Genomic DNA, 22,999 nt, shown 5'->3' with positions numbered 1-22,999 from the left:
CGATGACCCTGGGCGAGATCGCCTCCGTCACCGGTGCCCGTCTCACCGGTGGGGGGAGCGACGTCGTCGTGGACGCTCGCGTCACCACCGACTCCCGCGAGTGCGTGCCCGGCAGCCTCTACGTCGCGCGGCGCGGGGAGCACGCAGACGGCCACGACTTCGCGCCCAGCGCTGTCGCGGCGGGCGCTGTCGCGGTGCTGGGCGAGCGCCCGGTGGCCGACGTGCCGACGCTGGTGACCGACGACGTGCAGACGGCCTTCGGTCGGCTGGCCCGGGCGGTGGTGGACCGGTCGGCCGACCTCACGATCCTCGGCGTGACCGGGTCGTCCGGCAAGACCACCGTCAAGGACCTGCTGTCCGCGGTGCTCGCCACCAGCGGGTCCACGGTGGCCCCGCTCAACTCCCTGAACGGCGAGATCGGTGTTCCGCTCACCGTGTGCCGGATCGAGGAGTCGACCCGGTTCCTGGTGGCCGAGATGGGGGCCCGTGGCATCGGACACATCGCCTACCTCACGACCATCGCGCCCCCCACGGTCGCGGTCGTGCTCAACGTGGGTCTGGCGCACGTCGGCGAGTTCGGGTCCGTCGACAACATCGCTCTCGCCAAGTCCGAGCTGCCTCGCGCGGTCCCGGCCGGCGGGGTGGCGGTGCTCAACAGGGACGACCCCGCGGTGGCCGCCATGGCCGAGGGGCTGGACTGCCGCGTCGTGATGGTCGGCGAGCACGAGCAGGCGGACCTGCGGGCGGCCGACGTGGCGCTCGACGGTCGGGGCCGCGCGTCCTACACGCTGGTCGGCGGTGACCTGACCCCGGTGAGCGTCACCCTGGCGCAGCCCGGCCGCCACCAGGTCGGCAACTCGCTCTCGGTCATCGCGGCAGCGCTGGAGGTCGGCGTGCCGCTGGACCAGGTGGTCGCGACCCTGGCCACGGCAGGGCCGGCGAGCCGCTGGCGGATGGAGGTCACCGAGCGCGACGACGGGGTCACGGTCGTCAACGATGCCTACAACGCCAACCCCGACTCGGTCCGCGCCGCGTTGAGGGCGCTCGCCGACATGGACGTCGTCGGCCGCCGGGTCGCGGTGCTCGGCGGGATGCTCGAGCTGGGTGAGGCCTCACCGGCCGAGCACCACGCGATCGGCGCGGCGGCGGCGGAGCTGGGCGTCGACCTCCTGGTGGGAGTCGGTGACCTCGCCCGGGACGTGGTCGCGGGATTCGAGGCCACGGACACCGGTGAGGCCCACTGGGTGGCCGACACCGACGCGGCCTTCGACCTGCTCGTGCGGCTGCTGCGTGCGGACGACGTCGTCCTTCTCAAGTCCAGCCGTGACTCGGGTCTGCGGTGGCTCGGCGACCGGCTCGCAGAAGCAGCCCCGGAGCCGCACCCGGGATCCCCGCTGCGCGAAGATGGGAAGGTCGCGCCCCTCCCGGGTGTCGACGACACACAGGATCCACGGGGCCACGAGAGGAACAGCAACGCATGAGAGCGATCCTGCTCGGAGGAGGGCTCGCCCTCCTCGTGTCGCTGCTCGGCACCCGGGTCGCCATCCGGGCGTTCACGCGGCTCGGCTACGGGCAGGAGATCCGCGACGACGGACCGACCACCCACCACACCAAACGTGGTACGCCGACCATGGGCGGCGTCGTCATCATCCTCGCGACGCTCCTCGGCTACTTCGCGGCCAAGCTGATCACCCTCGACCTGCCGTCGGCCTCCGCCCTGCTGCTGCTGTTCCTCTTCGTGGGCTGCGGGCTGGTGGGCTTCCTCGACGACTACATCAAGATCGTCAAGCAGCGCAGCCTGGGCCTGCGGAGCAAGGCCAAGATGATCGGCCTCACCCTCGTCGCGGTGACCTTCGGCGTGCTGGCGCTGCTCCCGGCGCTCGAGGACAGCCGCGGCGAGCGGCCGGCCAGCCTCCACATCTCCTTCATCCGCGACTTCGAGTGGCTGACGCTCCCGGCTGTCGTGGTGGTGCTGCTGATCTGGCTGATCGTGGCGGGCACCAGCAACGGCGTGAACCTCGCCGACGGCCTCGACGGCCTGGCGAGCGGCGCCAGCGTGATGGTCTTCGGTGCCTACACGCTGGTGAGCATCTGGCAGAACAACCAGTCCTGCGCCATCACGCCCGGCAACACCTGCTACGAGGTGCGCGACCCGCTCGACCTCGCGGTCGTCGCCGCGGCGATCACCGGCGCCTGCTTCGGCTTCCTCTGGTGGAACGCGCCGCCGGCCGCGATCTTCATGGGTGACACCGGCTCGCTCGCCCTGGGTGGTGCCCTGGCCGGCTTCGCGATCCTCAGCCGGACCGAGCTGCTGCTGGTGGTCCTCGGCGGCCTGTTCGTCTTCGAGACCGTGTCGGTGATGCTGCAGGTGAGCTGGTTCAAGACGACCAGACGCCTCACCGGCACCGGCCGCCGGTTGTTCCGGATCGCGCCGGTCCACCACCACTTCGAGATGCTCGGCTGGGAGCAGGTGACGGTGGTGATCCGGTTCTGGATCATCGCCGGGCTGTGCGTCGCCTCCGGGCTCGGCATCTTCTACGCCGAGTGGGTCGCGGGTTACTAGGCATGTCCGACGTCGACCTCTCGGCCTACGGCCGCACCAGTGACTGGTCGCGGGTCCGCGCCACCGTCGCCGGCTTCGGCGTCACCGGCTTCGCGGCCGCCGACAACCTGACCCACCTCGGCGCCGCGGTCACCGCGCTGGACGACCGGACCGACGACGCCAAGGAGGAGCGCGGCACCCTGCTCGGGGTGCTCGGTGCCGACGTACGCCTCGGCGAGGGCAGCACCGCCGAGCTGCCCGAGGGCACCGACCTGCTCGTCGTCAGCCCCGGGTGGCGGCCCGACCACCCGCTGCTGCAGCAGGCGACGGCCCGCGGCATCCCGGTGTGGGGCGAGGTCGAGCTCGCCTGGCGGCTGCGCGACCCCGAGCACCCCGCCCCGTGGCTCGCCGTGACCGGCACCAACGGCAAGACCACGACCGTGCAGATGCTCCACCGGATCCTCGCCGCCGCCGGGCTGCGCAGCGCCGCGGTCGGCAACGTGGGCCGCCCCGTGGTCGAGGCGGTGATGGACCCCGAGCCCCACGACGTGCTGGCCGTCGAGCTCTCGAGCTTCCAGCTCCACTACACCCGGTCGCTGGCGTGCCGCTCCGCCGCCGTCCTCAACGTCGCCGAGGACCACCTCGACTGGTACGACGGCCCCTCCGGGATGCGTGCGTACGCCGCCGACAAGGGCCGGATCTACCACGGGGTCGAGCGCGCCTGCGTCTACAACGTCGCCGACCCGGTGACCGAGCAGCTGGTGCGGGACGCCGAGGTCGTCGAGGGGGCCCGCGCGATCGGCTTCACGCTCGGGATGCCGTCGGTCGGGATGGTCGGCGTCGTCGACGACATCCTCGCCGACCGCGCCTTCGTCGAGGAGCGCCGGACCAGCGCCGCCGAGCTCTGCACGATCTCCGACCTCGCCTCACCCGCACCCCACTTCGTGGCCAACGCCCTCGCGGCGGCCGCGCTCGCGCGCTCCCACGGCGTGCCACAGGCGGCGGTGCGGGCCGGGCTCGTCGGCTTCCGTCCCGACGGCCACCGGATCGCCACCGTCGCGGAGGCCGACGGCGTCACCTGGGTCGACGACTCCAAGGCGACCAACCCGCACGCGGCGCAGTCGTCGCTGGCCGGCTACGACCACGTCGTCTGGATCGCCGGCGGCCTCGCGAAGGGTGCCCGGTTCGACGACCTGGTGCAGGCGGTGGGGAGCCGGCTGCGCGGCGTCGTGCTGCTCGGACGCGACCGCCACCTCGTCGCGGACGCCCTTTCGCGACACGCCCCCGATGTGCCCGTCATCGACGCGACCGGCGGCGAGACTGAGTCCGAGCACGACCCCATGGCGCACGTCGTGGCGGCGGCGGCCGACCTGGCCCGACCCGGCGACACGGTGCTGCTGGCGCCCGGCTGCGCGTCCATGGACATGTTCGCCGACTATGCGGCACGAGGAGACGCCTTCGCCGCCGCCGTACGACACCGGACCGGACGAGGCTGACGAGGGAGGGCGACCGCCGCAGTGACGACGACCGCCGATCCCTCCACCGAGGGCAGCACCCGTCCGGGTCGCCGGAGTCGTGCCCGGTCGTGGTGGTCAGCCCTCCGCGCCGCCCTCGACCGGCCGTTGACCTCCTACTACCTGCTGCTCGGGGCCTCGGCGCTGCTGCTCACCGTCGGGCTGATCATGGTGCTGTCGGCGTCGAGCGTGCACTCCTTCGAGGTCCACGACGGCGACTCCTACGCCATCGTCAAGCGCCAGCTGATGTGGGTGGCGATCGGCATCCCGTGCGCCTGGGTCGCCTCGCGGCTGCCCTACCGCGCGATCCGGCAGATCTCGTGGCTGGCGATCGTGGTGTCGGTGGTGCTGCTGGCGCTGACGGCCCAGTTCGGCGTGGTGGTCAACGGCAACCGGAACTGGCTCGCCCTCGGCCCGGTCCAGATCCAGCCCTCCGAGATCGCCAAGCTGGCCATCGTGCTCTGGGCGGCCCACGTCTACGCCCAGAAGGAGCGCCGGCTCGGCAACCTGCACCAGGTGATGGTGCCGGTCGTGCCGGTCCTGCTCGGCATCATCCTGCTCGTCATCGTCGGCCGCGACCTCGGCACCGCCCTCGTGCTCTGCGCGATCCTGCTGGCGATGCTGTGGGTGGTGGGGGCACCGGCCCGGCTGTTCACGATCGCGATGTCGGTCATCGGGGTCGCGGCGATCTGGCTGGCCACCACCAGCTCCGAACGGCGCGAGCGGCTCACCAACTTCGTCGACCCGTTCAAGGACTACCACGACGCGGGCTGGCAGCCCGCCCACGGACTCTTCGCGCTCTCCAGCGGGGGCTGGTTCGGGGAGGGGATCGGCGCCAGCCAGCAGAAGTGGGGCGACCTGCCCGAGGCCCACACCGACTTCATCTTCGCGGTGCTCGGCGAGGAGCTCGGGCTGGTCGGCACGCTGCTCGTGGTCGGCCTGTTCCTGGTGATCGCCTACGCCGCCATCCGGGTGGCCATGCACACCGGCGACCCGTTCGTCCGCTACATGTCCTTCGGGCTCGTCGCGTGGTTGCTCGGACAGATGATCGTGAACGTCGGCATGGTGCTGGCCCTGCTGCCGGTCATCGGCATCCCGCTCCCGCTCATCTCCTACGGCGGCTCCGCGCTGCTCCCGACCCTCGTGGCCCTCGGCCTGCTCATCGGGTTCGCGCGCCGCGAGCCGGAGGCAGCCCAGGCGCTCGCCCAGAGGCGGCGGCAGCGGTCGGCCGGGCTGTCGGCGGGTGCCCTCGGTCGCCGTCGCGGTCGCGCCTAGGCTGGGCCCGACATGCGCGTCCTGCTCGCCGGCGGTGGCACCGCCGGACACACCTCGCCCCTGATCGCGACCGCCGACGCCCTCCGCCGGCTCGACCCCGACGTCGAGGTGACCTGCCTCGGCACCCCACGGGGCCTGGAGACCCGGGTGGTCCCGGAGGCCGGGTACCCGCTCGAGCTGATCCCGCCCGTGCCGCTGCCGCGCCGTCCCGGCCTCGACCTGCTCAAGGTCCCCGGCCGGCTGCGCGGCGCCGTACGCGCGACCGAGGGGGTGATCGACCGGGTCCGGCCCGACGTCCTGGTCGGCTACGGCGGCTACGTCTCGATGCCGGCCTACCTGGCGGCGCGTCGGCGCAAGCTGCCGCTCGTGGTCCACGAGCAGAACGCGCTCCCCGGCATCGCCAACAAGGCCGGCGCCCGGGTCGCCCGCCGCGTGGCGGTCAGCTTCCCGGCGACGCCGCTGCCGCGGGCCGAGTACGTCGGCCTGCCGGTCCGCCGGATGATCTCCACCCTCGACCGGGCCGCCGTGCGTGACGAGGCCCGGGCCCACTTCGGCCTCGACCCCGACCGGCCCACGCTGCTGGTGACGGGCGGTTCGCAGGGCGCCCGCCGGCTCAACCAGTCGGTGTCGGGAGCGGCGGTCGCGCTGGGGGAGGCGGGCGTCCAGGTGCTCCACGTGGTCGGCCCGCAGGGCGAGGCCGCACCCGAGCCCACCGGCGTCCCCTACGTCACGGTCCCGTTCGTCGACCGGATGGACCTTGCCTACGCCGCCGCCGACCTCGTGGTCTGCCGGGCCGGTGCGTCGAGCGTCACCGAGGCCGCCGCGGTCGGCCTGCCGGCCGTGTTCGTGCCGCTGCCGATCGGCAACGGCGAGCAGGAGCACAACGCCCGGCCGGTCGTCGACGCGGGCGGCGGGCTGCTCGTGGCCGACGAGGCGCTCACCCCCGAGTGGGCGTCGGGCAGCCTGCCCGGCCTGGCGACCGACCCGGAGCGCCTGGCCGCCATGGGCGCCGCCGCCTCGGCGCTGATCCCGCGTGACGCCGACGAGCAGCTGGCGCGCATCGTGCTGGCGACGGGCGGGGGTGCCCGATGAGGATCCCCGTCCCCGACGAGCTGCTGCCCGCCGACCGCCTCGGCCGGGTCCACTTCGTCGGCATCGGCGGGGCGGCCCTGTCGGGCATCGCCCGGATCATGGCCGCCCGAGGGGTGCCGGTGACCGGGAGCGACGACCACGACACGCCCTTCCTGCCGTCGCTGCGCGAGCTGGGCGTCACGGTCCACCTCGGCTACGACGCCGCCCACGTCGGCGAGGCCGAGACCGTCGTGGTCACCACGGCCGCCCGCGACGACAACCCGGAGGTGCTCGCGGCCCGGGAGCGCGGGCTGCGCCTGCTGCCGCGGTCGGCGGGCCTGGCCGCGGTCATGCACGGCGCGCGCGTGCTGGCGGTCGCCGGCACCCACGGCAAGACCACCACCACGTCACTGCTGACCGTCGCTCTGCTCGAGACCGGAGGCGACCCGACGTACGCCGTCGGCGGGGTGCTGTCCGCGACCGGCCACAACGCCGAGGCCGGCAGCGGCGACCTGTTCGTCGCGGAGGCCGACGAGAGCGACGGCGCCTTCCTCGTCTACCGTCCCCACGCCGCGCTGGTCACCAACGTCGCCGCCGACCACCTCGACCAGTGGGGGAGCGAGGAGGCCTACCGCGCGGCCTTCGTCGACTTCCTCGACCGGATCGACCCGGCGGGCTTCCTGGTCTGCTGCGTCGACGACCCCGGCGCGGCCGACCTCGCCCGCACCGCAGGCGGGCGCGGCCTCACGGTGGTCGCCGTCGGTGAGGCCCCCGCCGCCGACCTGCGGGTGACCGACCTGGCCTTCGAGGGCACCTCCTCGTCGTTCACGGTCGTCGACGACGGCACCGAGCTGGGCCGGGTGACCTTGCAGATCCCCGGCCGCCACTACGTCGTCGACGCCGCCGCTGCCCTGGCGGTCGGGCTGCGGCTGGGGCACGACTTCGACGCCCTGCGGCGCGGCCTCGAGTCGTTCACCGGGACCCAGCGCCGGATGGAGCGCAAGGGTGAGGCCGGCGGCGTCCGGGTCTACGACAGCTATGCCCACCATCCCCGGGAGATCGCCGGCGACCTGCAGGCCGCGCGGGCGGTCGCGGGGGAGGGTCGGTTGCTGGTCGCCTTCCAGCCGCACCTGGTCTCCCGCACGCGCATCTTCGGACCCGAGATGGGCCGCGAACTCGGTGCGGCCGACGAGGTGGTCGTGCTCGACGTCTACCTCGCGCGTGAGGACTTCGACCCGGCGGTCACCGGTCGGCTCGTCGCCGACTCCGTCCCGCTGCCGGAGGGGCGGGTCCACCACGCGTCCGACCGCGACGCCGTGCCGGCGTTGCTGGCCGGGATGGCCCGGCCCGGCGACCTGGTCCTCACCCTCGGGGCGGGCGACGTGACCGAGCTCGGGCCCCGGGTCCTCGAGCTGCTGGAGCGGGCCGATGCCTAGCCGGGTCGAGGACCGGCCGGCGGTCGACGCCACGTCCGTCCGCAGCCGCCGGGCGTTCGCGCGGCGGCAGTGGTCGCGGCGATGGCTCACCTGGAAGTACCTGCTGCTCGGGCTGCTGCTCGTCGGCCTGCTGGTCGGGACGGTGTGGCTGTTCTGGTTCTCCTCCTACCTCTCGGTCCGCAGCGTCGAGGTGTCGGGGGCCGAGCGGCTCGGCGACGCCGAGGTCCTCGCGGCGGCCGACGTGGCGGAGGGGGAGCCGCTCGCCCGGGTCGACCTCGCAACGGTGCAGGCGCGGGTCCAGGCCCTGGCCGACATCCGGAGCGCCGAGGTGACCCGCACCTGGCCCGACACGGTGACGATCTCGGTCGAGGAGCGGATTCCGGTCGCCGTCGTCGAGATCGGTGGCCGGCTGCGTGGCCTCGACGTCGAGGGCGTGGTGTTCCGCGACTACCGCTCGGCGCCCGAGGGGCTGCCCAGGGTCGAGACCCCGCTCGACACCGGGCGCGACGCGCTGCTCGAGTCGGCCCGGGTGGTCTCGGCGCTGCCCGCCGAGCTGACCCGACGCGTCGACCACGTCGAGGTCATGACCGTCGACCAGATCACGCTGGAGCTGCGCGACGGCCGGACCGTGCTGTGGGGGAGCGCCGAGGAGTCCGAGGCCAAGGCCGAGGTGCTGACCGCGCTGCTCGAGCAGCCCGGGTCGACGTACGACGTCAGCGTGCCCGGGCAACCGACCGTCCGGCGCTGACGGAAATCCGCCGAATTCGACCCGGCGCCCGGCGTGTCTGCGCCATCGCGCTCGTGTCGGTTCCTAGGTTCTTCTGCAACGCGAGGTTGACATAACTATAACCCTCAGGCTCAGGGTTACAGTTCGCCGGCCGGACCGGACTCAAGGACAGCTCCACACCAGCCATCAGGGAGAGGGCCCAGCAGCCATGGCAGCAGCACAGAACTACCTGGCGATCATCAAGGTCGTCGGCATCGGCGGCGGCGGCGTCAACGCCGTCAACCGGATGATCGAGGTCGGACTCAAGGGCGTCGAGTTCATCGCGATCAACACCGACGCGCAGGCGCTGCTCATGAGTGACGCCGACGTCAAGCTCGACATCGGCCGGGAGCTCACCCGTGGCCTCGGCGCCGGCGCCAACCCCGAGGTCGGCACCAAGGCCGCCGAGGACCACTCCGACGAGATCGAGGAGGTCATCAAGGGGGCCGACATGGTCTTCGTCACCGCCGGCGAGGGAGGCGGCACCGGCACCGGCGGCGCCCCGGTCGTCGCGCGGATCGCTCGCTCGCTCGGCGCCCTCACGATCGGTGTGGTGACCCGCCCGTTCGCCTTCGAGGGCCGGCGTCGCGCCAACTCCGCGGAGGAGGGGATCTCCCAGCTCCGCGAGGAGGTCGACACCCTCATCGTGATCCCCAACGACCGGCTGCTGTCGATCAGCGACCGGAACGTGTCCGTGCTCGACGCGTTCAAGCAGGCCGACCAGGTGCTGCTGCAGGGCGTCTCCGGCATCACCGACCTGATCACCACTCCCGGCCTGATCAACCTCGACTTCGCCGACGTGAAGTCGGTGATGGCCAATGCCGGCTCCGCCCTGATGGGGATCGGGTCGGCCCGGGGCGAGGACCGCGCCGTGGCCGCGGCCGAGATGGCGGTCTCCTCGCCGCTCCTCGAGGCCAGCATCGAGGGCGCCCACGGCGTGCTGCTCTCGATCGCGGGCGGCTCCGACCTCGGACTGTTCGAGATCAACGAGGCGGCGGCGCTGGTGTCGGAGGCGGCCCACAACGAGGCCAACATCATCTTCGGCGCGACCATCGACGACGCGCTCGGCGACGAGGTACGGGTCACCGTGATCGCCGCCGGCTTCGACGGCGGCATGCCCAAGCGGCGCAACGAGGGCACGGTGCTGCGCGGTGCGTCGAGCAAGCCGCAGCAGACCCAGGCCGAGACCCGCAACGCGGCCGAGGCGCTGGCCTCCAGCCGACCGCGGCCGACCCAGCAGGCCGCCCCGGCGCAGCCGGAGCCGCCTGCTCCCGACCAGCCCGCGAGGGCACCGCAGCAGGCACAGCCGGCTGCGCCCAAGCCCCAGCCCCGGCAGGTCCAGTTCGACGACGACGACCTGGACGTGCCCGACTTCCTGAAGTGACGTGACGCTGCTCCTGCGCGACCGGCTCGAAGGCGACCTCGTGATCGAGGTCGCCTTCACCGGCTCCTCCCTCGATGTCGGCGACCGCGCCGACCGCGCGGTGCGCGACGCCGCGCTGGCGACCGTCGGGGCCGAGACCGGAGCCGCGCCCGTGATCATGCGGCAGGTCCACGGCGCCGACGTCGAGGTCGTCGACGACCTCCCCTCGGGCGACCCGCCCACGTGCGACGCGCTCGTGACCGCCCACGCCGGCGTGGGGCTGCTCGCGCGGGCGGCCGACTGTGTGCCCGTCCTTCTCGGTGACGCGGGGGCGGGGGTCGCGGCGGCCGTCCACTCGGGGCGACCGGGTCTCGCGGCAGGGGTGGTCCCGGCGGCAGTCGCGCGGATGCAGGACCTCGGCGCGCGGCGGATCACCGCCTGGCTGGGCCCCCACGTGTGCGGTGCCTGCTACGAGGTGCCGGCCGCGATGCGCGACGAGGTCGCGGCCCTCGTCCCCGAGGCGCGGTCGACGACCAGCTGGGGCACCCCCGCCCTCGACCTCGGCGCGGGGGTGCGCGCCCAGCTCGCGGGCGCCGGCGTCGACGAGGTCCACGAGGTCGGTGTGTGCACCCGTGAGGACCCCGCGTGGCCGTCGTACCGGCGCGACGGGGACGCGGCGTCCCGGTTCGCCGGGATCGTCTGGATGCACCCACCTGCCCCGGAGGCCGGGTCGTGAGCCGCGTCGACGAGATCCGCGGCGGGCTCTCGCGGGTGCGCTCCCGCATCGAGGCCGCGTGCGACGCCGCCGACCGCGACCCCGGTGAGGTCACCCTGGTCGTCGTGACCAAGTTCTTCCCGCCCGCAGACGTCCGGGCGCTGGCCGACCTCGGCGTCACCCACGTCGGCGAGAACCGTCACCAGGAGGCGGTCGACAAAGTGGCCGAGTGCGCCGACCTCGGCCTGACGTGGCACTTCGTGGGCGGCCTCCAGAGCAACAAGGCCGCGGCAGTCGCCTCGTACGCCGACGTCGTCGAGTCGGTCGACCGTCCGAAGCTGGTGCACGGTCTGCAGCGCGGCGCCCACGACCGCGGCCGTGACCTCGACGTGCTGCTGCAGGTCAGCCTCGACCCGCCCGGGGGCGCCGGCCGCTCCGGCGCCGACCCCGGCGACCTCGACGAGCTGGCCGCCGCCGTGGTCGGGTCCGGCGCGCTGCGACTGCGCGGCCTGATGGCCGTTGCGCCCCTCGGCGAGGACCCCGACGCCGCGTTCGGTCGGCTGGCCTCGATCCGGCGCGACTTCGTCGAGACCCACCCCGACGCGACCGCCCTCTCTGCCGGCATGTCCGGCGACCTGGAGGCGGCCGTCCGAGTCGGCGCGACACACGTCCGCGTCGGCTCGGCAATCCTCGGCCCGAGGCCGGGGGACAAGTAGTGTCGACACCACCAACGGCGCCCTCGCGGGTGCCGGGAACCCGGAGGAAGACAACGTCATGAGCGGCGCGATGCGCAGGATCGGCGAGTACCTCGGCCTGCTCGAGGACACCGGCCGGTACGACGACGACTACGACAGCGACTACGAGACCGCCGACACGCCGGTCGTCGTCGGCGGGCGCAGCCCGCAGGTCCGCGAGTCCAACCCCGCCCCCGTGTCCGATCTCTCCGAGCGCCGTCGCCCGGCCTCGGGCCCGCAAGGAGTCGTCGCCGAGTTGTCACGCATCACCACCCTCCACCCGCGTACCTACAACGAGGCCCGCACCGTGGGGGAGAACTTCCGCGAGGGCACGCCGGTCATCATGAACCTGTCCGAGATGGACGACACCGACGCCAAGCGGCTCGTCGACTTCGCGGCGGGTCTGGTGTTTGCCTCGCGTGGCAGCATCGAGCGCGTGACCAACAAGGTGTTCCTGCTGTCCCCGCCCAACGTGACCGTCGCTGCCGAGGACAAGCAGCGCCTCGCCGAGGGCGGCTTCTTCAACCAGAGCTGACCCGCAGTGGCGGTCTTCGGGGAGGTCCTCTACGGACTCCTCACAGCGTTCATCTGGCTGCTCTGGATCCGGTTCATCGTCGACTGGGTCCAGGTGTTCGCCCGCTCCTGGACACCGTCCGGGCCCCTGCTCGTGGTGCTCGAGATCGTGTACTCGATCACCGACCCGCCGATCAAGGCACTGCGTCGCGTCATCCCGCCGCTGCGGCTGGGGCAGATCGCCCTCGACCTCAGCTTCCTGATCGTGATCATCTCGGCGTACCTGCTGCGGACCGTCGTGGAGCGGGTGTTCATCCTGTGACTGGAGTGCCGGGCGTGTCCGGGGGACCAACCCGGTCCAGTGCCACGGAACAGGCGCTATTGTGTCGCTTCGACAGACTTTTTCAGTTGCCGACGAATGAATGGGTGAGGTCATGCCGCTGACGCCTGAGGACGTGAGCAACAAGCGCTTTACTCCCGTCCGCCTCCGTGAGGGCTACGACATGGGGGAGGTCGACCAGTTCCTCGACGAGGTCGAGGCCGAGCTCGCGCGGCTGACCCAGGAGAACGACGACCTGAGGTCGAAGCTGTCGGCCGCCCAGTCGGGCGCCCCTGTGGCCTACGAGCCGCCGCCGGTCGAGCAGAAGCAGCCGGAGCCCGAGCCGGAGCCCGAGCCGGAACCCGAGCCTCAGCCGGTGCCCACGCCGGAGCCGGTGGCCGCGGCGGCGTCGTCGTCGGTCGAGACGCTGCGCGTCGAGACGGTGCCCGAGGCCTCAAACGCGGCGGCCCGACTGCTGGAGATCGCGACGCGCAACGCCGACGAGCTGGTGAACGAGGCGAAGAACGAGGCCGACCGGATCGTCGGCGAGGCCCGCACCAAGTCCGAGCGCCTCGACGCCGAGTCCAAGGGGCGGGCCGACCGGCTGGAGGCCGACGCCCGTCGCCGTGCAGAGCTCCTGGACTCCGAGACGGCCGAGCGGCGCCAGCAGCTGTTCGGTGAGCTCGAGAAGGAGCGCGACAAGCTCAACGGCGAGGTCGAGAACCTGCGCTCGTTCGAGCGCGAGTACCGCGCCCGGCTCAAGTCCTACTTCACCCAGCAGCTCGAGTCCCTCGAGACGCCCCACGACACGCCGTCGCCGGGCGCGCAGGGTGATCCGGCTCCCAAGCGGCTCCGCTCGATCCTCGGCGAGGAGGACGGCTGACCCCGGCCTCCCACGGACGAACCCGACGGCCCGGCATCACCCTCAGGGGTGAGCCGGGCCGTCGGTCGTCTCGGGTGTGGCGCGCGGCTGCTTGAAGGGCGGATACTCGCGGGCTAGCCTTCCGCCGACACGGTGGCAGGCCGCCACGCGTCATCCGGGACGAGGAGGCCCCCACCCATGGCTCGTAGCAGCAGGAAGTCGCTCGCCGGATCCGCCGTCTCCGCGGCACGCAAGGCGGTCCGGCGCAAGCCGGCGCCCACGCGGGCCGCCGCGACGAAGGCCGGGGCCACCACGACCGCCGCGAAGAAGAGTGCGGCCAAGAAGAGCCCGACGAAGAAGACCGTCGCGAAGAAGGCGCCGGCGAAGAAGACCGCGGCGAAGAAGGCGCCGGCCACGAAGGCTGCCGCGAAGAAGGCGCCGGCCACGAAGGCCGCCGCGAAGAAGACGCCGGCCACGAAGACCGCCGCGAAGAAGACGCCGGCCACGAAGACCGCCGCCAAGAAGGCGCCGGCCACGAAGACCGCCGCCAAGAAGGCGCCGGCCACGAAGACCGCCGCCAAGAAGACGCCGGCCACGAAGACCGCGGCGAAGAAGGCACCCGCGAAGAAGGCGCCCGCCAAGAAGTCCGCGGCCAAGGCCTCGGCGAAGCGGACCTCGGCCAAGGCGGCTCCGGTCCAGCAGACGGTCACGGGGAAGGCCACCAAGACGGCGGCGAAGAATACGGCCACGAAGGCCGCTCCGAAGAAGGCGGCTCCGAAGAAGGCGGCCACAAGCGCCGCGGGGCCGCGGAAGGCGCTGGCGGTCAAGGAGGGTGAGAGCGCCTGGACCAAGGCGGAGATCAAGGAGGTGCTCGCCGAGCTGACCGAGCACCGCGAGAAGGTCGCCGCCACCCTGGTCGCCCAGGAGGAGGAGCTGGCCGGGCTGATGCGCGACGCGGGAGACGGCGCCGGACACGACCAGGCCGACATGGGCGCCACCAGCTTCGAGCGCGACCACGAGCTCACCGTGGTCAACAACGAGCGCGAGAAGCTGGCCCAGATCGACCGCGCCCTGGCCCGGATCGAGGACGGCACCTACGGCATCTGCGAGTCCTGCGGGAACCCCATCGGCAAGATGAGGGTCATGGCGTTCCCCCGTGCGACACTGTGCATGACATGCAAGCAGCGCGAGGAGCGTCGCTGAGCGACGACGAGACCCGCCCCGGCCCGAGCCGACCCCGCACGGGTTCGTCGCGCCCCAAGGTCCTGCTCGCCGGTGTGGCCCTGCTGGCGTACGGCGTCGACCTGATCTCCAAGCAGCTCGCCGTGTCCCGGCTCGCCGACGGCGACGTCCCGGTGCTCGGCGACTGGTTCGTGCTCCACCTCACCTTCAACCCCGGGGCGGCGTTCAGCCTCGGGACCGACTTCACGGTCGCGCTCAGCTGCCTGGCCATCACGGCGATCTGCGTGGTGCTGGTGGTGGCCCGCCGGGTCGGGAGTCCGCTGTGGGGAGTGGCGCTCGGACTGCTGCTGGGCGGCGTCGCCGGCAACCTCACCGACCGGCTGTTCCGGGAGCCGGGCCCGATGCGCGGCCACGTGGTCGACCTGTTCATGGTGCCCCACTGGCCGGTGTTCAACGTGGCCGACATCTGCATCAACCTGGCCGCAGGCCTGATCGTGCTGCAGGCCGTCCGTGGCGTCTCGGTCGACGGGAGCCGGGAGAAGGCGCCGACGCGGTGACCCAGGCCGACCACCGCACCCTGTCGGTCCCCGAGGGCCTCGACGGCGAGCGGGTCGACGCGGCGCTCGCCCGACTGTTCGGGCTGTCGCGGACCCGTGCCGCAGAGCTGGTCGCGGACGGGCACGTCCTGCTCGACGGCCACGAGGTGGCCAAGAGCCACCGGGTCGAGCCGGGCGCGCTGCTCGAGGTCAGCATCCCGGTGCGGACCGACCCGCTCGAGGTGGTGCCCGAGATCGTCGAGGGCATCGGCATCATCCACGACGACGCCTCGATCGTGGTCATCGACAAGCCCGTCGGCGTCGCCGTCCACCCCTCGCCCGGGTGGAGCGGACCCACAGTCGTCGGCCACCTGGCCGCGGCCGGGTTCCGGATCGCGACCAGCGGCGCCTCGGAGCGCCAGGGCATCGTCCAGCGGCTCGACGTCGGTACCTCGGGCGTGATGGTGATCTGCAAGTCCGAGCACGCCTACTCGGTGCTCAAGAACGCCTTTCGCCGACGGACCGTCGACAAGGTCTACCACGCCCTGGTGCAGGGCCACCCCGACCCGCTCGAGGGCACCATCGACGCGCCGATCGGACGGCACCCGCGCCACGACTACAGGTTCGCGGTCATGGGCGACGGGCGGCACAGCGTGACCCACTACGAGACCCTCGAGGCCCACCGGTTCGCCAGCCTGCTGGAGATCCACCTCGAGACCGGACGCACCCACCAGATCCGGGTGCACATGCAGGCGCTCAAGCACCCCTGCCTGGGCGACCTGACCTACGGCGCCGACCCGGTGCTCGCAGGCCGGGTCGGGCTGACCAGGCAGTGGCTGCACGCGGTCCGGCTCGGGTTCGAGCACCCCGACACCGGGGAGCCGGTCGAGTACGAGTCGCCGTACCCTGCCGACCTGCAGCACGCGCTCGACGTCATCCGGGACGGCGACTGAGGAACGATCGGACGGAGGGTCTCGACGGATGCCCAGCGACGCGGTGCTGGTGCGGCCGGCCACGCTCGCCGACGCACCGGCCATGGCCGACGTCCACGTCGACTCGCGAGCAGCGAACGTCGGCAGCATGCCGGCGATGGTGCACGACCGGGCGACCACGCACCGCTGGATGACGGGCCGGCTGGAGGCCGGGAGCACCGGCTGGGTCGCGGAGCGGGACGGGCGCGTCGTCGGCTACGCGGTGGTGACCGGCGAGTGGCTCGACGACCTGTTCCTGGCCCCCGGCGAGACCGGCCTCGGTGTGGGGAGGGTGCTGCTCGACGTGGTCAAGTCCGAGCTCCCCGACGGCTTCTGCCTGTGGGCCTTCGAGAGCAACGCCGGCGCGCGTCGATTCTACCGCCGCCACGGCCTCGTCGAGCTCGAGCGCACCGACGGCTCCACCAACGCCGAGCACTCACCGGACGTCCGGATGGCCTGGCCGGGCCGCGACCCGCTGACCTACCTGCGGCACCTGATCGACGACGTCGACGACCAGGTCGGTGACCTGCTCGCCCGCCGGGTGGCCCTCACCCGGGAGGTGCAGCCGCTCAAGACCGGCCGGGGAAGGGATCCCGAGCGCGAGCGGGAGATCGCCGCCCGGCTGGCGCAGCGTGCGCCGGAGCTCGGCGAGGACCGGGTGGCCCGGATCGTGCACGCGATCATCACCGAGTCCCTCGACGCCGTCGTGTCGGAGGGACCGGGGGCACCGACGGCCACCGACCGCACGGACGACGTCGGGTGACTGCTGCCGACGAGGTGGTCGCCGCAGCGCAGGCCCGGGCCGACGCGCTGGCCGTGGGTGACGCCGACCGCCTGCGCGGGCTGCTGCACCCGGAGTTCGTGTGGGTCGCCCACACCGGGGAGAGCCACGACCGAGCGGCGTACGTCGCCCGCAACACCGACGGGACCACGCGCTGGCGGGCCCAGCGGCTCGGTGGACCCACCGTGACGGTCGTGGGCGACACAGCCGTGCTGCGGACCTCGGTCACCGACGTGGTCGACGGTGCCGACGGGCCGGCGACCTTCCGGATGCCGATGACCCAGGTGTGGACACGCACCGCCGACGGCTGGCGCTGCCTGGGCGGGCACGCCGGACCTCGACTCGCCTCCACTGACTCGTGAGCGCGCCGGTCAGGCGTCGGCACTCTCCCACAGCCCCATCAGGTTGCCCTCGGTGTCGTGAAGGAGCCGGCGGAGCCCGTGCGTCAACCCTCCTCGCGGCACCGGCTGTCGGTGCGTCCTGCCACCATCGTCGGGACGCCTGCCGTAGGCTTCAGGTCTTCCCCGAGCTCCACCCCTGACGCCCTGCCGGCGTCACTGCAGCGTGCCCGTCCGCCCCACCCGAGGCCCATGATGAGGGGAGTGCTCCGAGCACCCATGGCCGGATCTCACCGAGACTCCTTCGCCCATCTCCACGTCCACACCGAGTACTCCATGCTGGACGGGGCGGCCCGCCTCGACGACCTGTTCACCCGCACCGCCGAGCTCGGCATGGACGCCATCGCCATGACCGACCACGGCAACGTGTTCGGCGCCTACGAGTTCTGGTCCAAGGCCCGGGCGCACGGCGTGAAGCCGATCATCGGGATGGAGGCCTACTTCACCCCCAACACCTCCCGCTACGAGAAGAAGCGTGTGCGGTGGAACGACGGGGGAGGTGACGACGTCTCCGGGTCCGGCTCCTACACCCACATGACGCTGCTCTCGGAGACCACCGAGGGCATGCACAACCTGTTCCGCCTCAGCAGCCGGGCCAGCATGGAGGGCTTCTTCTACCAGCCGCGGGCCGACCGCGAGCTGCTCTCCGACTACGCGCGCGGCCTGATCGCGACCACCGGGTGCCCCTCGGGCGAGGTGCAGACCTGGCTGCGGATCGGCGACTACGCGAAGGCCCGCCAGGCGGCCGCCGAGTTCCAGGACATCCTCGGGAAGGACAACTACTTCCTCGAGCTGATGGACCACGGCCTCTCCATCGAGCGCCGGGTCCGCGACGACCTGCTCCGGCTGAGCAAGGACCTCGGCATCCCGCCGATCGTCACCAACGACTCCCACTACGTGCTGCGCGAGGACGCGCCGTCCCAGGAGCACCTGCTGTGCGTCTCCTCCGGCAGCGTGATGAGCGACCCCAAGCGGTTCCGGTTCGACGGCGACGGCTACTACATCAAGTCCGCCGCCGAGATGCGCGAGCTCTGGAAGGACTTCCCGGAGGCCTGCGACAACACCCTGCTGATCGCCGAGCGGTGCGACGTCTCCTTCACCGAGGGCAACGGCACCTACATGCCGCAGTTCCCGGTGCCCGAGGGTGAGGACGAGACCTCGTGGCTGGTCAAGGAGGTCGAGCGGGGGCTGCACGCCCGCTACCCGGGCGGCGTCCCCGACGAGGTCCGCACCCAGGCGGAGTTCGAGATCGGCGTGATCACCCAGATGGGCTTCCCCGGCTACTTCCTGGTGGTGGCCGACTTCATCAACTGGGCCAAGGACAACGGCATCCGCGTCGGTCCCGGCCGCGGGTCCGGAGCCGGTTCGATGGTGGCCTACGCGATGCGGATCACCGACCTCGACCCGTTGAAGCACGGACTCATCTTCGAGCGGTTCCTCAACCCCGACCGCGTCTCGATGCCCGACTTCGACATCGACTTCGACGAGCGCCGGCGCGGCGAGGTGATCAAGTACGTCACCGACAAGTACGGCGACGACCGGGTCTCCTACATCGTCACCTACGGCACGATCAAGGCCAAGCAGGCCGTCAAGGACTCCTCCCGGATCCTCGGCTACCCGTTCGCGATGGGTGACCGGATCACCAAGGCGATGCCGCCGGCGGTGATGGGCAAGGACGTCCCGCTCAAGGAGCTCTTCAACGCCGACCACAAGCGCTTCGGCGAGGGTGGGGAGTTCCGAGCCCTCTACGACGGCGACAACGACGTCCGGTCGGTCGTCGACACCGCCATCGGCATCGAGGGCCTCAAGCGGCAGTGGGGCGTCCACGCGGCCGGCGTGATCATGTCGAAGGCGCCGCTGCTCGACGTCATCCCGCTGATGAAGCGGCCCCAGGACGGCGCCATCATCACGCAGTTCGACTACCCGACCTGCGAGCGGCTCGGTCTGATCAAGATGGACTTCCTGGGGTTGCGCAACCTCACCGTCCTCGACGACGCGATCCGCAACATCGAGGCCAACCGCGGCGAGTCCGTGGTCCTCGAGGAGCTCGACCTCACCGACCCGGCGACGTACGCCCTGCTGCAGCGCGGCGACACCCTCGGCGTCTTCCAGCTCGACGGCGGCCCGATGCGGGCCCTGCTCCGGTCGATGCGGCCCGACAACTTCGAGGACATCTCGGCGGTCGGCGCCCTCTACCGGCCCGGCCCGATGGGCGCCGACTCCCACAACAAGTACGCCCGCCGCAAGACCGGCCGCGAGCCGGTCGAGGCGATCCACCCCGAGCTGGCCGAGCCGCTCGAGGAGATCCTGGGGGAGACCTTCGGCCTGATCGTCTACCAGGAGCAGGTCATGGCGATCGCCCAGAAGCTGGCGGGCTACAGCCTCGGTGAAGCAGACATCCTGCGCCGGGCGATGGGCAAGAAGAAGAAGGAGGAGCTGGACAAGCAGTTCGAGGGCTTCTCGGCCGGCATGGCCGAGCGCGGCTACTCCGCTCACGCCGTCAAGACGCTCTGGGACATCCTGCTGCCGTTCTCCGACTACGCCTTCAACAAGGCGCACTCGGCGGCCTACGGGATGGTGTCCTACTGGACGGCCTACCTCAAGGCCAACTACCCCGCCGAGTACATGGCGGCGCTCCTGACGTCCGTGCGCGACGACAAGGACAAGATGGCGATCTACCTCAACGAGTGCCGTCGGATGAAGATCCAGGTGCTCCCGCCCGACGTCAACGAGTCGCAGGCCACGTTCACCCCCGTCGGCAGCGACATCCGGTTCGGGCTGACCGCGATCCGCAACGTGGGCGCCAACGTCGTGTCGGCGATCGTGGCGGCGCGCGACGAGCAGGGCCGCTACCTCGACTTCAACGACTTCATGGGCAAGGTGCCGGCCCTGGTCTGCAACAAGCGGGTCATCGAGTCCCTGGTCAAGGCGGGCGCCTTCGACGACATGAAGCACCACCGCCGGGCCCTGGTCGCGGTCCACGAGAGCGCCGTCGACCAGTACGTCGACATCAAGCGGAACGAGGCGATCGGCCAGGACTCGCTGTTCGCCGGCCTCGACGACGCCGACGACGGTGGCAACGGCTGGGGCATCTCGGTGGCGATCCCCGAGCTCGACGAGTGGGACAAGATGACCCTGCTCGGCCACGAGCGGGAGATGCTCGGGCTCTACGTGTCCGACCACCCGCTGATGGGGCTGGAGCACCTGCTCGCCAACGGGAGCGACTGCACCGTCGGTCAGCTGATGCTCGACGAGGAGCGTGCCGACGGGTCGCCGATCACCATCACCGGACTGGTGACCTCCGTGCAGCGCAAGATCACCAAGCGCGGCGACAACTGGGCGATGGTCACCGTCGAGGACCTCGACGGCGCGATCGACGTCCTGCTGTTCCCGAGCGCCTACCAGCTGGCCAGCCCGCTGCTGGCCGAGGACGCGATCATCACCGTCAAGGGACGACTGTCCCGCAGCAAGGACCAGCCCGAGATCCACGGCCAGGAGGTCAGCGTCCCCGACCTGAGCGACGGCCCGTCGGGCCCGGTCGTGGTCAGGCTGCCTCAGACCCGCGTCAACGCCGGGACGGTCGACCACCTCAAGGACGTGCTGCGCACCCATCCCGGCATGACCGAGGTGCACGTCCAGGTGATGATGCGCGACAAGACGCTGGTGATGCGGATCGGCGACACCCATCGGGTGACGCCGAGCCCGGCCCTGTTCGCCGACCTCAAGCAGCTGCTGGGGCCCGGGTGCCTCGGCGGGTGACGCGCGCCCGGCACGCAGGAGGCGGACTGGTCCGCGACGTCGTGCTCGTCGTGCTGCTCTTCGCGCTGGCCGGAGTGGTCGGCGGTCTGGTCTGGCGCTGGATCTGGACGCCGATGCGGGGGACCGTCCTCGACGGCGTCTGGTACCCCGCCACCAACTCCTCGCCGTTCTCGGCGACCGGCCTCTACGTCCTGGTCGCCCTCGTCACCGGGCTCCTGGCCGGGCTGATCGGCGCCCTGGTCACCGACCGACGCGAGCTGGTCACGCTGGTGCTGGTGGCCGGCGGCTCGCTGCTCGCCGGGTGGGTGATGCTCCAGGTCGGCGCGATCGGCATGCCGGCCGACCCGACCACTCTCGCCCGCTCCGCCGACGACGGGACCCGGCTGCCCGGGACCCTCACCGTCACCGGCTGGAGCCCGCTCGTCGCCTTCCCGACCGGGGCCCTGCTGGGCCTGTTCGTCGTGTTCGTCGGACTCTCCCGCAAACCTGCCGAACAGCCGGATTCCGTGGGGACCGCCGGATAGGCTGTCCGCACGCACGGAACCGGCCACCGCCGGCCGGCGTCCATCCATTCTCGGAACTTTCACTTCACCCAGGGGGAGCATCGTGAGCACCACCAGTCCGCCGCCCGGAGGGCCCACCGGACCCGAGTACCTCGAGCAGGGTGGCGGCGAGCCGGTCCCGCCGTCGTCCTCGGGCGGCGGTGGTCGCCGTACGGCGCTCATCGCCGGGGGTGCCGTGGTGCTCCTCGCCGCCGCCGGCGCCGGAACCTGGGCGGCCATGAGCTTCCTCGGCAGCGGCACCCAGGCCGCCGAGGCGCTCCCGTCCGACACGCTGGCCTACGCCTCGGTCGACCTCGACCCGAGCGGCTCCCAGAAGATCGAGGCGGTGCGGATGCTCAACAAGTTCCCCGCCATCAAGAAGGAGCTCGGCCTCGACGCCGAGGACGACATCCGGCGCAAGATCTTCGAGGCGGCCGAGTGCGACGGCCTCAGCTACGACGACGACGTGGCGCCGTGGATCGGTGCGACGTTCGCGCTGGCCGCGGTCGACGCCGGCGAGGAGAAGCCCTCGCCGGTCGGGCTCATGGAGGTCACCGACGCCTCGGGTGCGGAGGACGGGCTCACCAAGCTCGCCGACTGCGAGGGCGAGGGCAACGGCGGCGGGTTCGTCGTCGAGGGCGACTGGGCCTACTACGCCGAGACCGAGGAGATCGCCCGCAGCGCCGCAGACGCAGCCGCCGACTCCACGCTGGCCGACTCCGCGGACCACCAGCGGTGGATGGACGAGGTCGGAGACCCCGGGGTCATGAACATGTACGCCGCCCCGGGCGCCGGACAGGTGATCTCCGAGCTGATGAGCTCCGACCTGGCCCAGGACCCCGCCATGGGCGAGCTGCCGCCCGGCGCCGCCGACGAGATGACCAAGATGTTCGAGGACTTCGGCGGCGCCGCCGCGACGGTCCGTTTCGCCGACGGCGCGCTCGAGGTCGAGTACGCCGCCGACCTGCCGGAGCAGAACGCGATGATCCTGCCGATCGACGAGGACACCACCCTCGAGCTCGTCGACTCGCTGCCCGACGACACCGCGGTGGCCTACGGCGCCGCGCTGCCTGAGGGTTGGGCGGACTCCCTGGTCGACGCGCTGGGCACCTACGGCATCCCGCCCGAGCAGATCGAGCAGGGCCTGGCCCAGGCCGAGGCGCAGACCGGGCTGACCCTGCCCGAGGACCTCGAGACCCTGCTGGGCGAGCAGTTCGTGGTCGCCTTCGGTGGTGGCGTGGACATGGAGGCGCTGATGAACTCCGGTGACCCCACGGGCATCCCGCTCGGGGTCAAGGTGCGGGGTGACGCCGCGGGCGTGGAGGACGTCATGGGCAAGCTCGGCCAGTCCTCGGGCATGCCCGAGATGTTCGAGACCGAGACCTCCGGCGACGACGTCGTGTGGAGCCTCGGCCCCGACTACCGCTCCACGCTCGCCGAGGGCGGTTCGCTCGGCGACACCGACACCTTCCAGGCCGCCGTGCCGGAGGCCGACCGCGCCAACAGCGTCCTCTTCGTCAACTTCGACGCCGGGAACTGGCTCGACGAGGTGGCCGCCATGGACCCCGCCGTCGGCGACAACCTGGAGCCGCTCACCGCCCTCGGCATCAGCGGCTGGCTGGAGGACGGCACCAGCCACGGCCAGGTCCGCCTGGCCACCGACTGACGCCTGACCGTCAGAGCCGTCCGGTTCGAGACGGCCGGTGGGCTGCCCTGGCTC

At 72.0% G+C, this 22,999-nt stretch carries 21 protein-coding genes; all 21 read left to right on the top strand.

Annotation, left to right across the window (positions count from 1 at the left end):
- Positions 1–2 precede the first annotated feature (2 nt).
- Complete coding sequence (locus ACQ1X7_RS13600) at positions 3–1,481, top strand: UDP-N-acetylmuramoyl-tripeptide--D-alanyl-D-alanine ligase (RefSeq protein WP_432478737.1); 1,479 nt, start codon at positions 3–5, stop codon at positions 1,479–1,481.
- On the top strand, positions 1,478–2,563 hold the full coding sequence (mraY, locus tag ACQ1X7_RS13595) for a phospho-N-acetylmuramoyl-pentapeptide-transferase (protein WP_432478736.1): 1,086 nt from the start codon (positions 1,478–1,480) through the stop codon (positions 2,561–2,563). Before ACQ1X7_RS13600 ends, mraY begins: the two co-directional genes overlap by 4 nt.
- A 2-nt stretch (positions 2,564–2,565) precedes the next feature.
- Positions 2,566–4,038 carry a UDP-N-acetylmuramoyl-L-alanine--D-glutamate ligase gene (murD, locus tag ACQ1X7_RS13590; RefSeq protein WP_432478735.1) on the top strand — a complete coding sequence of 491 codons (1,473 nt, stop codon included), beginning with the start codon at positions 2,566–2,568 and terminating at the stop codon, positions 4,036–4,038.
- A gap of 21 nt (positions 4,039–4,059) precedes the next feature.
- The gene (ftsW, locus tag ACQ1X7_RS13585; protein WP_432478734.1) at positions 4,060–5,331 is read left to right on the top strand and encodes a putative lipid II flippase FtsW; all 1,272 of its coding nucleotides are present in this window, start codon (positions 4,060–4,062) and stop codon (positions 5,329–5,331) included.
- A 12-nt stretch (positions 5,332–5,343) separates the two neighbouring features.
- Positions 5,344–6,423: an undecaprenyldiphospho-muramoylpentapeptide beta-N-acetylglucosaminyltransferase gene (murG, locus tag ACQ1X7_RS13580; RefSeq protein WP_432478733.1), complete on the top strand. Its 1,080-nt coding sequence runs from the start codon at positions 5,344–5,346 to the stop codon at positions 6,421–6,423.
- Entirely contained in the window at positions 6,420–7,838 is a 1,419-nt protein-coding gene (gene murC, locus ACQ1X7_RS13575) for a UDP-N-acetylmuramate--L-alanine ligase (RefSeq protein ID WP_432478732.1), read from the top strand. The genes murG and murC overlap by 4 nt, the downstream gene beginning before the upstream one ends.
- Positions 7,831–8,586, top strand: a complete 756-nt coding sequence (locus ACQ1X7_RS13570) for a cell division protein FtsQ/DivIB (RefSeq protein ID WP_432478731.1) — start codon at positions 7,831–7,833, stop codon at positions 8,584–8,586. Before murC ends, ACQ1X7_RS13570 begins: the two co-directional genes overlap by 8 nt.
- Positions 8,587–8,773: 187 nt before the next feature.
- Complete coding sequence (gene ftsZ / locus ACQ1X7_RS13565) at positions 8,774–9,988, top strand: cell division protein FtsZ (protein ID WP_432478730.1); 1,215 nt, start codon at positions 8,774–8,776, stop codon at positions 9,986–9,988.
- A 1-nt stretch (position 9,989) separates the two neighbouring features.
- Positions 9,990–10,703, top strand: coding sequence for a polyphenol oxidase family protein (locus ACQ1X7_RS13560; protein WP_432478729.1), 714 nt, complete (start codon positions 9,990–9,992; stop codon positions 10,701–10,703).
- The gene (locus ACQ1X7_RS13555) at positions 10,700–11,398 is read left to right on the top strand and encodes a YggS family pyridoxal phosphate-dependent enzyme (protein WP_432478728.1); all 699 of its coding nucleotides are present in this window, start codon (positions 10,700–10,702) and stop codon (positions 11,396–11,398) included. Before ACQ1X7_RS13560 ends, ACQ1X7_RS13555 begins: the two co-directional genes overlap by 4 nt.
- A gap of 58 nt (positions 11,399–11,456) precedes the next feature.
- Positions 11,457–11,951, top strand: a complete 495-nt coding sequence (locus ACQ1X7_RS13550) for a cell division protein SepF (RefSeq protein ID WP_432478727.1) — start codon at positions 11,457–11,459, stop codon at positions 11,949–11,951.
- Between the two features lie 6 nt (positions 11,952–11,957).
- On the top strand, positions 11,958–12,251 hold the full coding sequence (locus ACQ1X7_RS13545) for a YggT family protein (RefSeq protein WP_432478726.1): 294 nt from the start codon (positions 11,958–11,960) through the stop codon (positions 12,249–12,251).
- 112 nt (positions 12,252–12,363) lie between these two features.
- The gene (locus ACQ1X7_RS13540) at positions 12,364–13,131 is read left to right on the top strand and encodes a DivIVA domain-containing protein (protein ID WP_432478725.1); all 768 of its coding nucleotides are present in this window, start codon (positions 12,364–12,366) and stop codon (positions 13,129–13,131) included.
- Between the two features lie 177 nt (positions 13,132–13,308).
- A complete protein-coding gene (locus tag ACQ1X7_RS13535; RefSeq protein ID WP_432478724.1) occupies positions 13,309–14,313 on the top strand; it encodes a TraR/DksA family transcriptional regulator in 1,005 nt (334 codons plus the stop codon).
- Positions 14,286–14,849 (top strand): signal peptidase II, encoded by a 564-nt coding sequence (gene lspA, locus ACQ1X7_RS13530; protein WP_432478723.1) that lies wholly within the window; start codon positions 14,286–14,288, stop codon positions 14,847–14,849. Before ACQ1X7_RS13535 ends, lspA begins: the two co-directional genes overlap by 28 nt.
- On the top strand, positions 14,846–15,781 hold the full coding sequence (locus ACQ1X7_RS13525; protein ID WP_432478722.1) for an RluA family pseudouridine synthase: 936 nt from the start codon (positions 14,846–14,848) through the stop codon (positions 15,779–15,781). Before lspA ends, ACQ1X7_RS13525 begins: the two co-directional genes overlap by 4 nt.
- Before the next feature lie 28 nt (positions 15,782–15,809).
- The gene (locus ACQ1X7_RS13520; RefSeq protein ID WP_432478721.1) at positions 15,810–16,562 is read left to right on the top strand and encodes a GNAT family N-acetyltransferase; all 753 of its coding nucleotides are present in this window, start codon (positions 15,810–15,812) and stop codon (positions 16,560–16,562) included.
- Entirely contained in the window at positions 16,559–16,942 is a 384-nt protein-coding gene (locus ACQ1X7_RS13515; protein WP_432478720.1) for a nuclear transport factor 2 family protein, read from the top strand. The genes ACQ1X7_RS13520 and ACQ1X7_RS13515 overlap by 4 nt, the downstream gene beginning before the upstream one ends.
- A 255-nt stretch (positions 16,943–17,197) precedes the next feature.
- Positions 17,198–20,737, top strand: coding sequence for a DNA polymerase III subunit alpha (dnaE, locus tag ACQ1X7_RS13510; RefSeq protein WP_432478719.1), 3,540 nt, complete (start codon positions 17,198–17,200; stop codon positions 20,735–20,737).
- A complete protein-coding gene (locus tag ACQ1X7_RS13505; protein ID WP_432478718.1) occupies positions 20,734–21,261 on the top strand; it encodes a hypothetical protein in 528 nt (175 codons plus the stop codon). Before dnaE ends, ACQ1X7_RS13505 begins: the two co-directional genes overlap by 4 nt.
- Before the next feature lie 82 nt (positions 21,262–21,343).
- Positions 21,344–22,945 (top strand): DUF3352 domain-containing protein, encoded by a 1,602-nt coding sequence (locus ACQ1X7_RS13500; protein ID WP_432478717.1) that lies wholly within the window; start codon positions 21,344–21,346, stop codon positions 22,943–22,945.
- Positions 22,946–22,999 lie beyond the last annotated feature (54 nt).

The organism is Nocardioides sp. GXQ0305 (assembly GCF_050880345.1).
Lineage (GTDB): Bacteria > Actinomycetota > Actinomycetes > Propionibacteriales > Nocardioidaceae > Nocardioides.
This window is presented reverse-complemented; position numbering and strand designations above follow the sequence as displayed.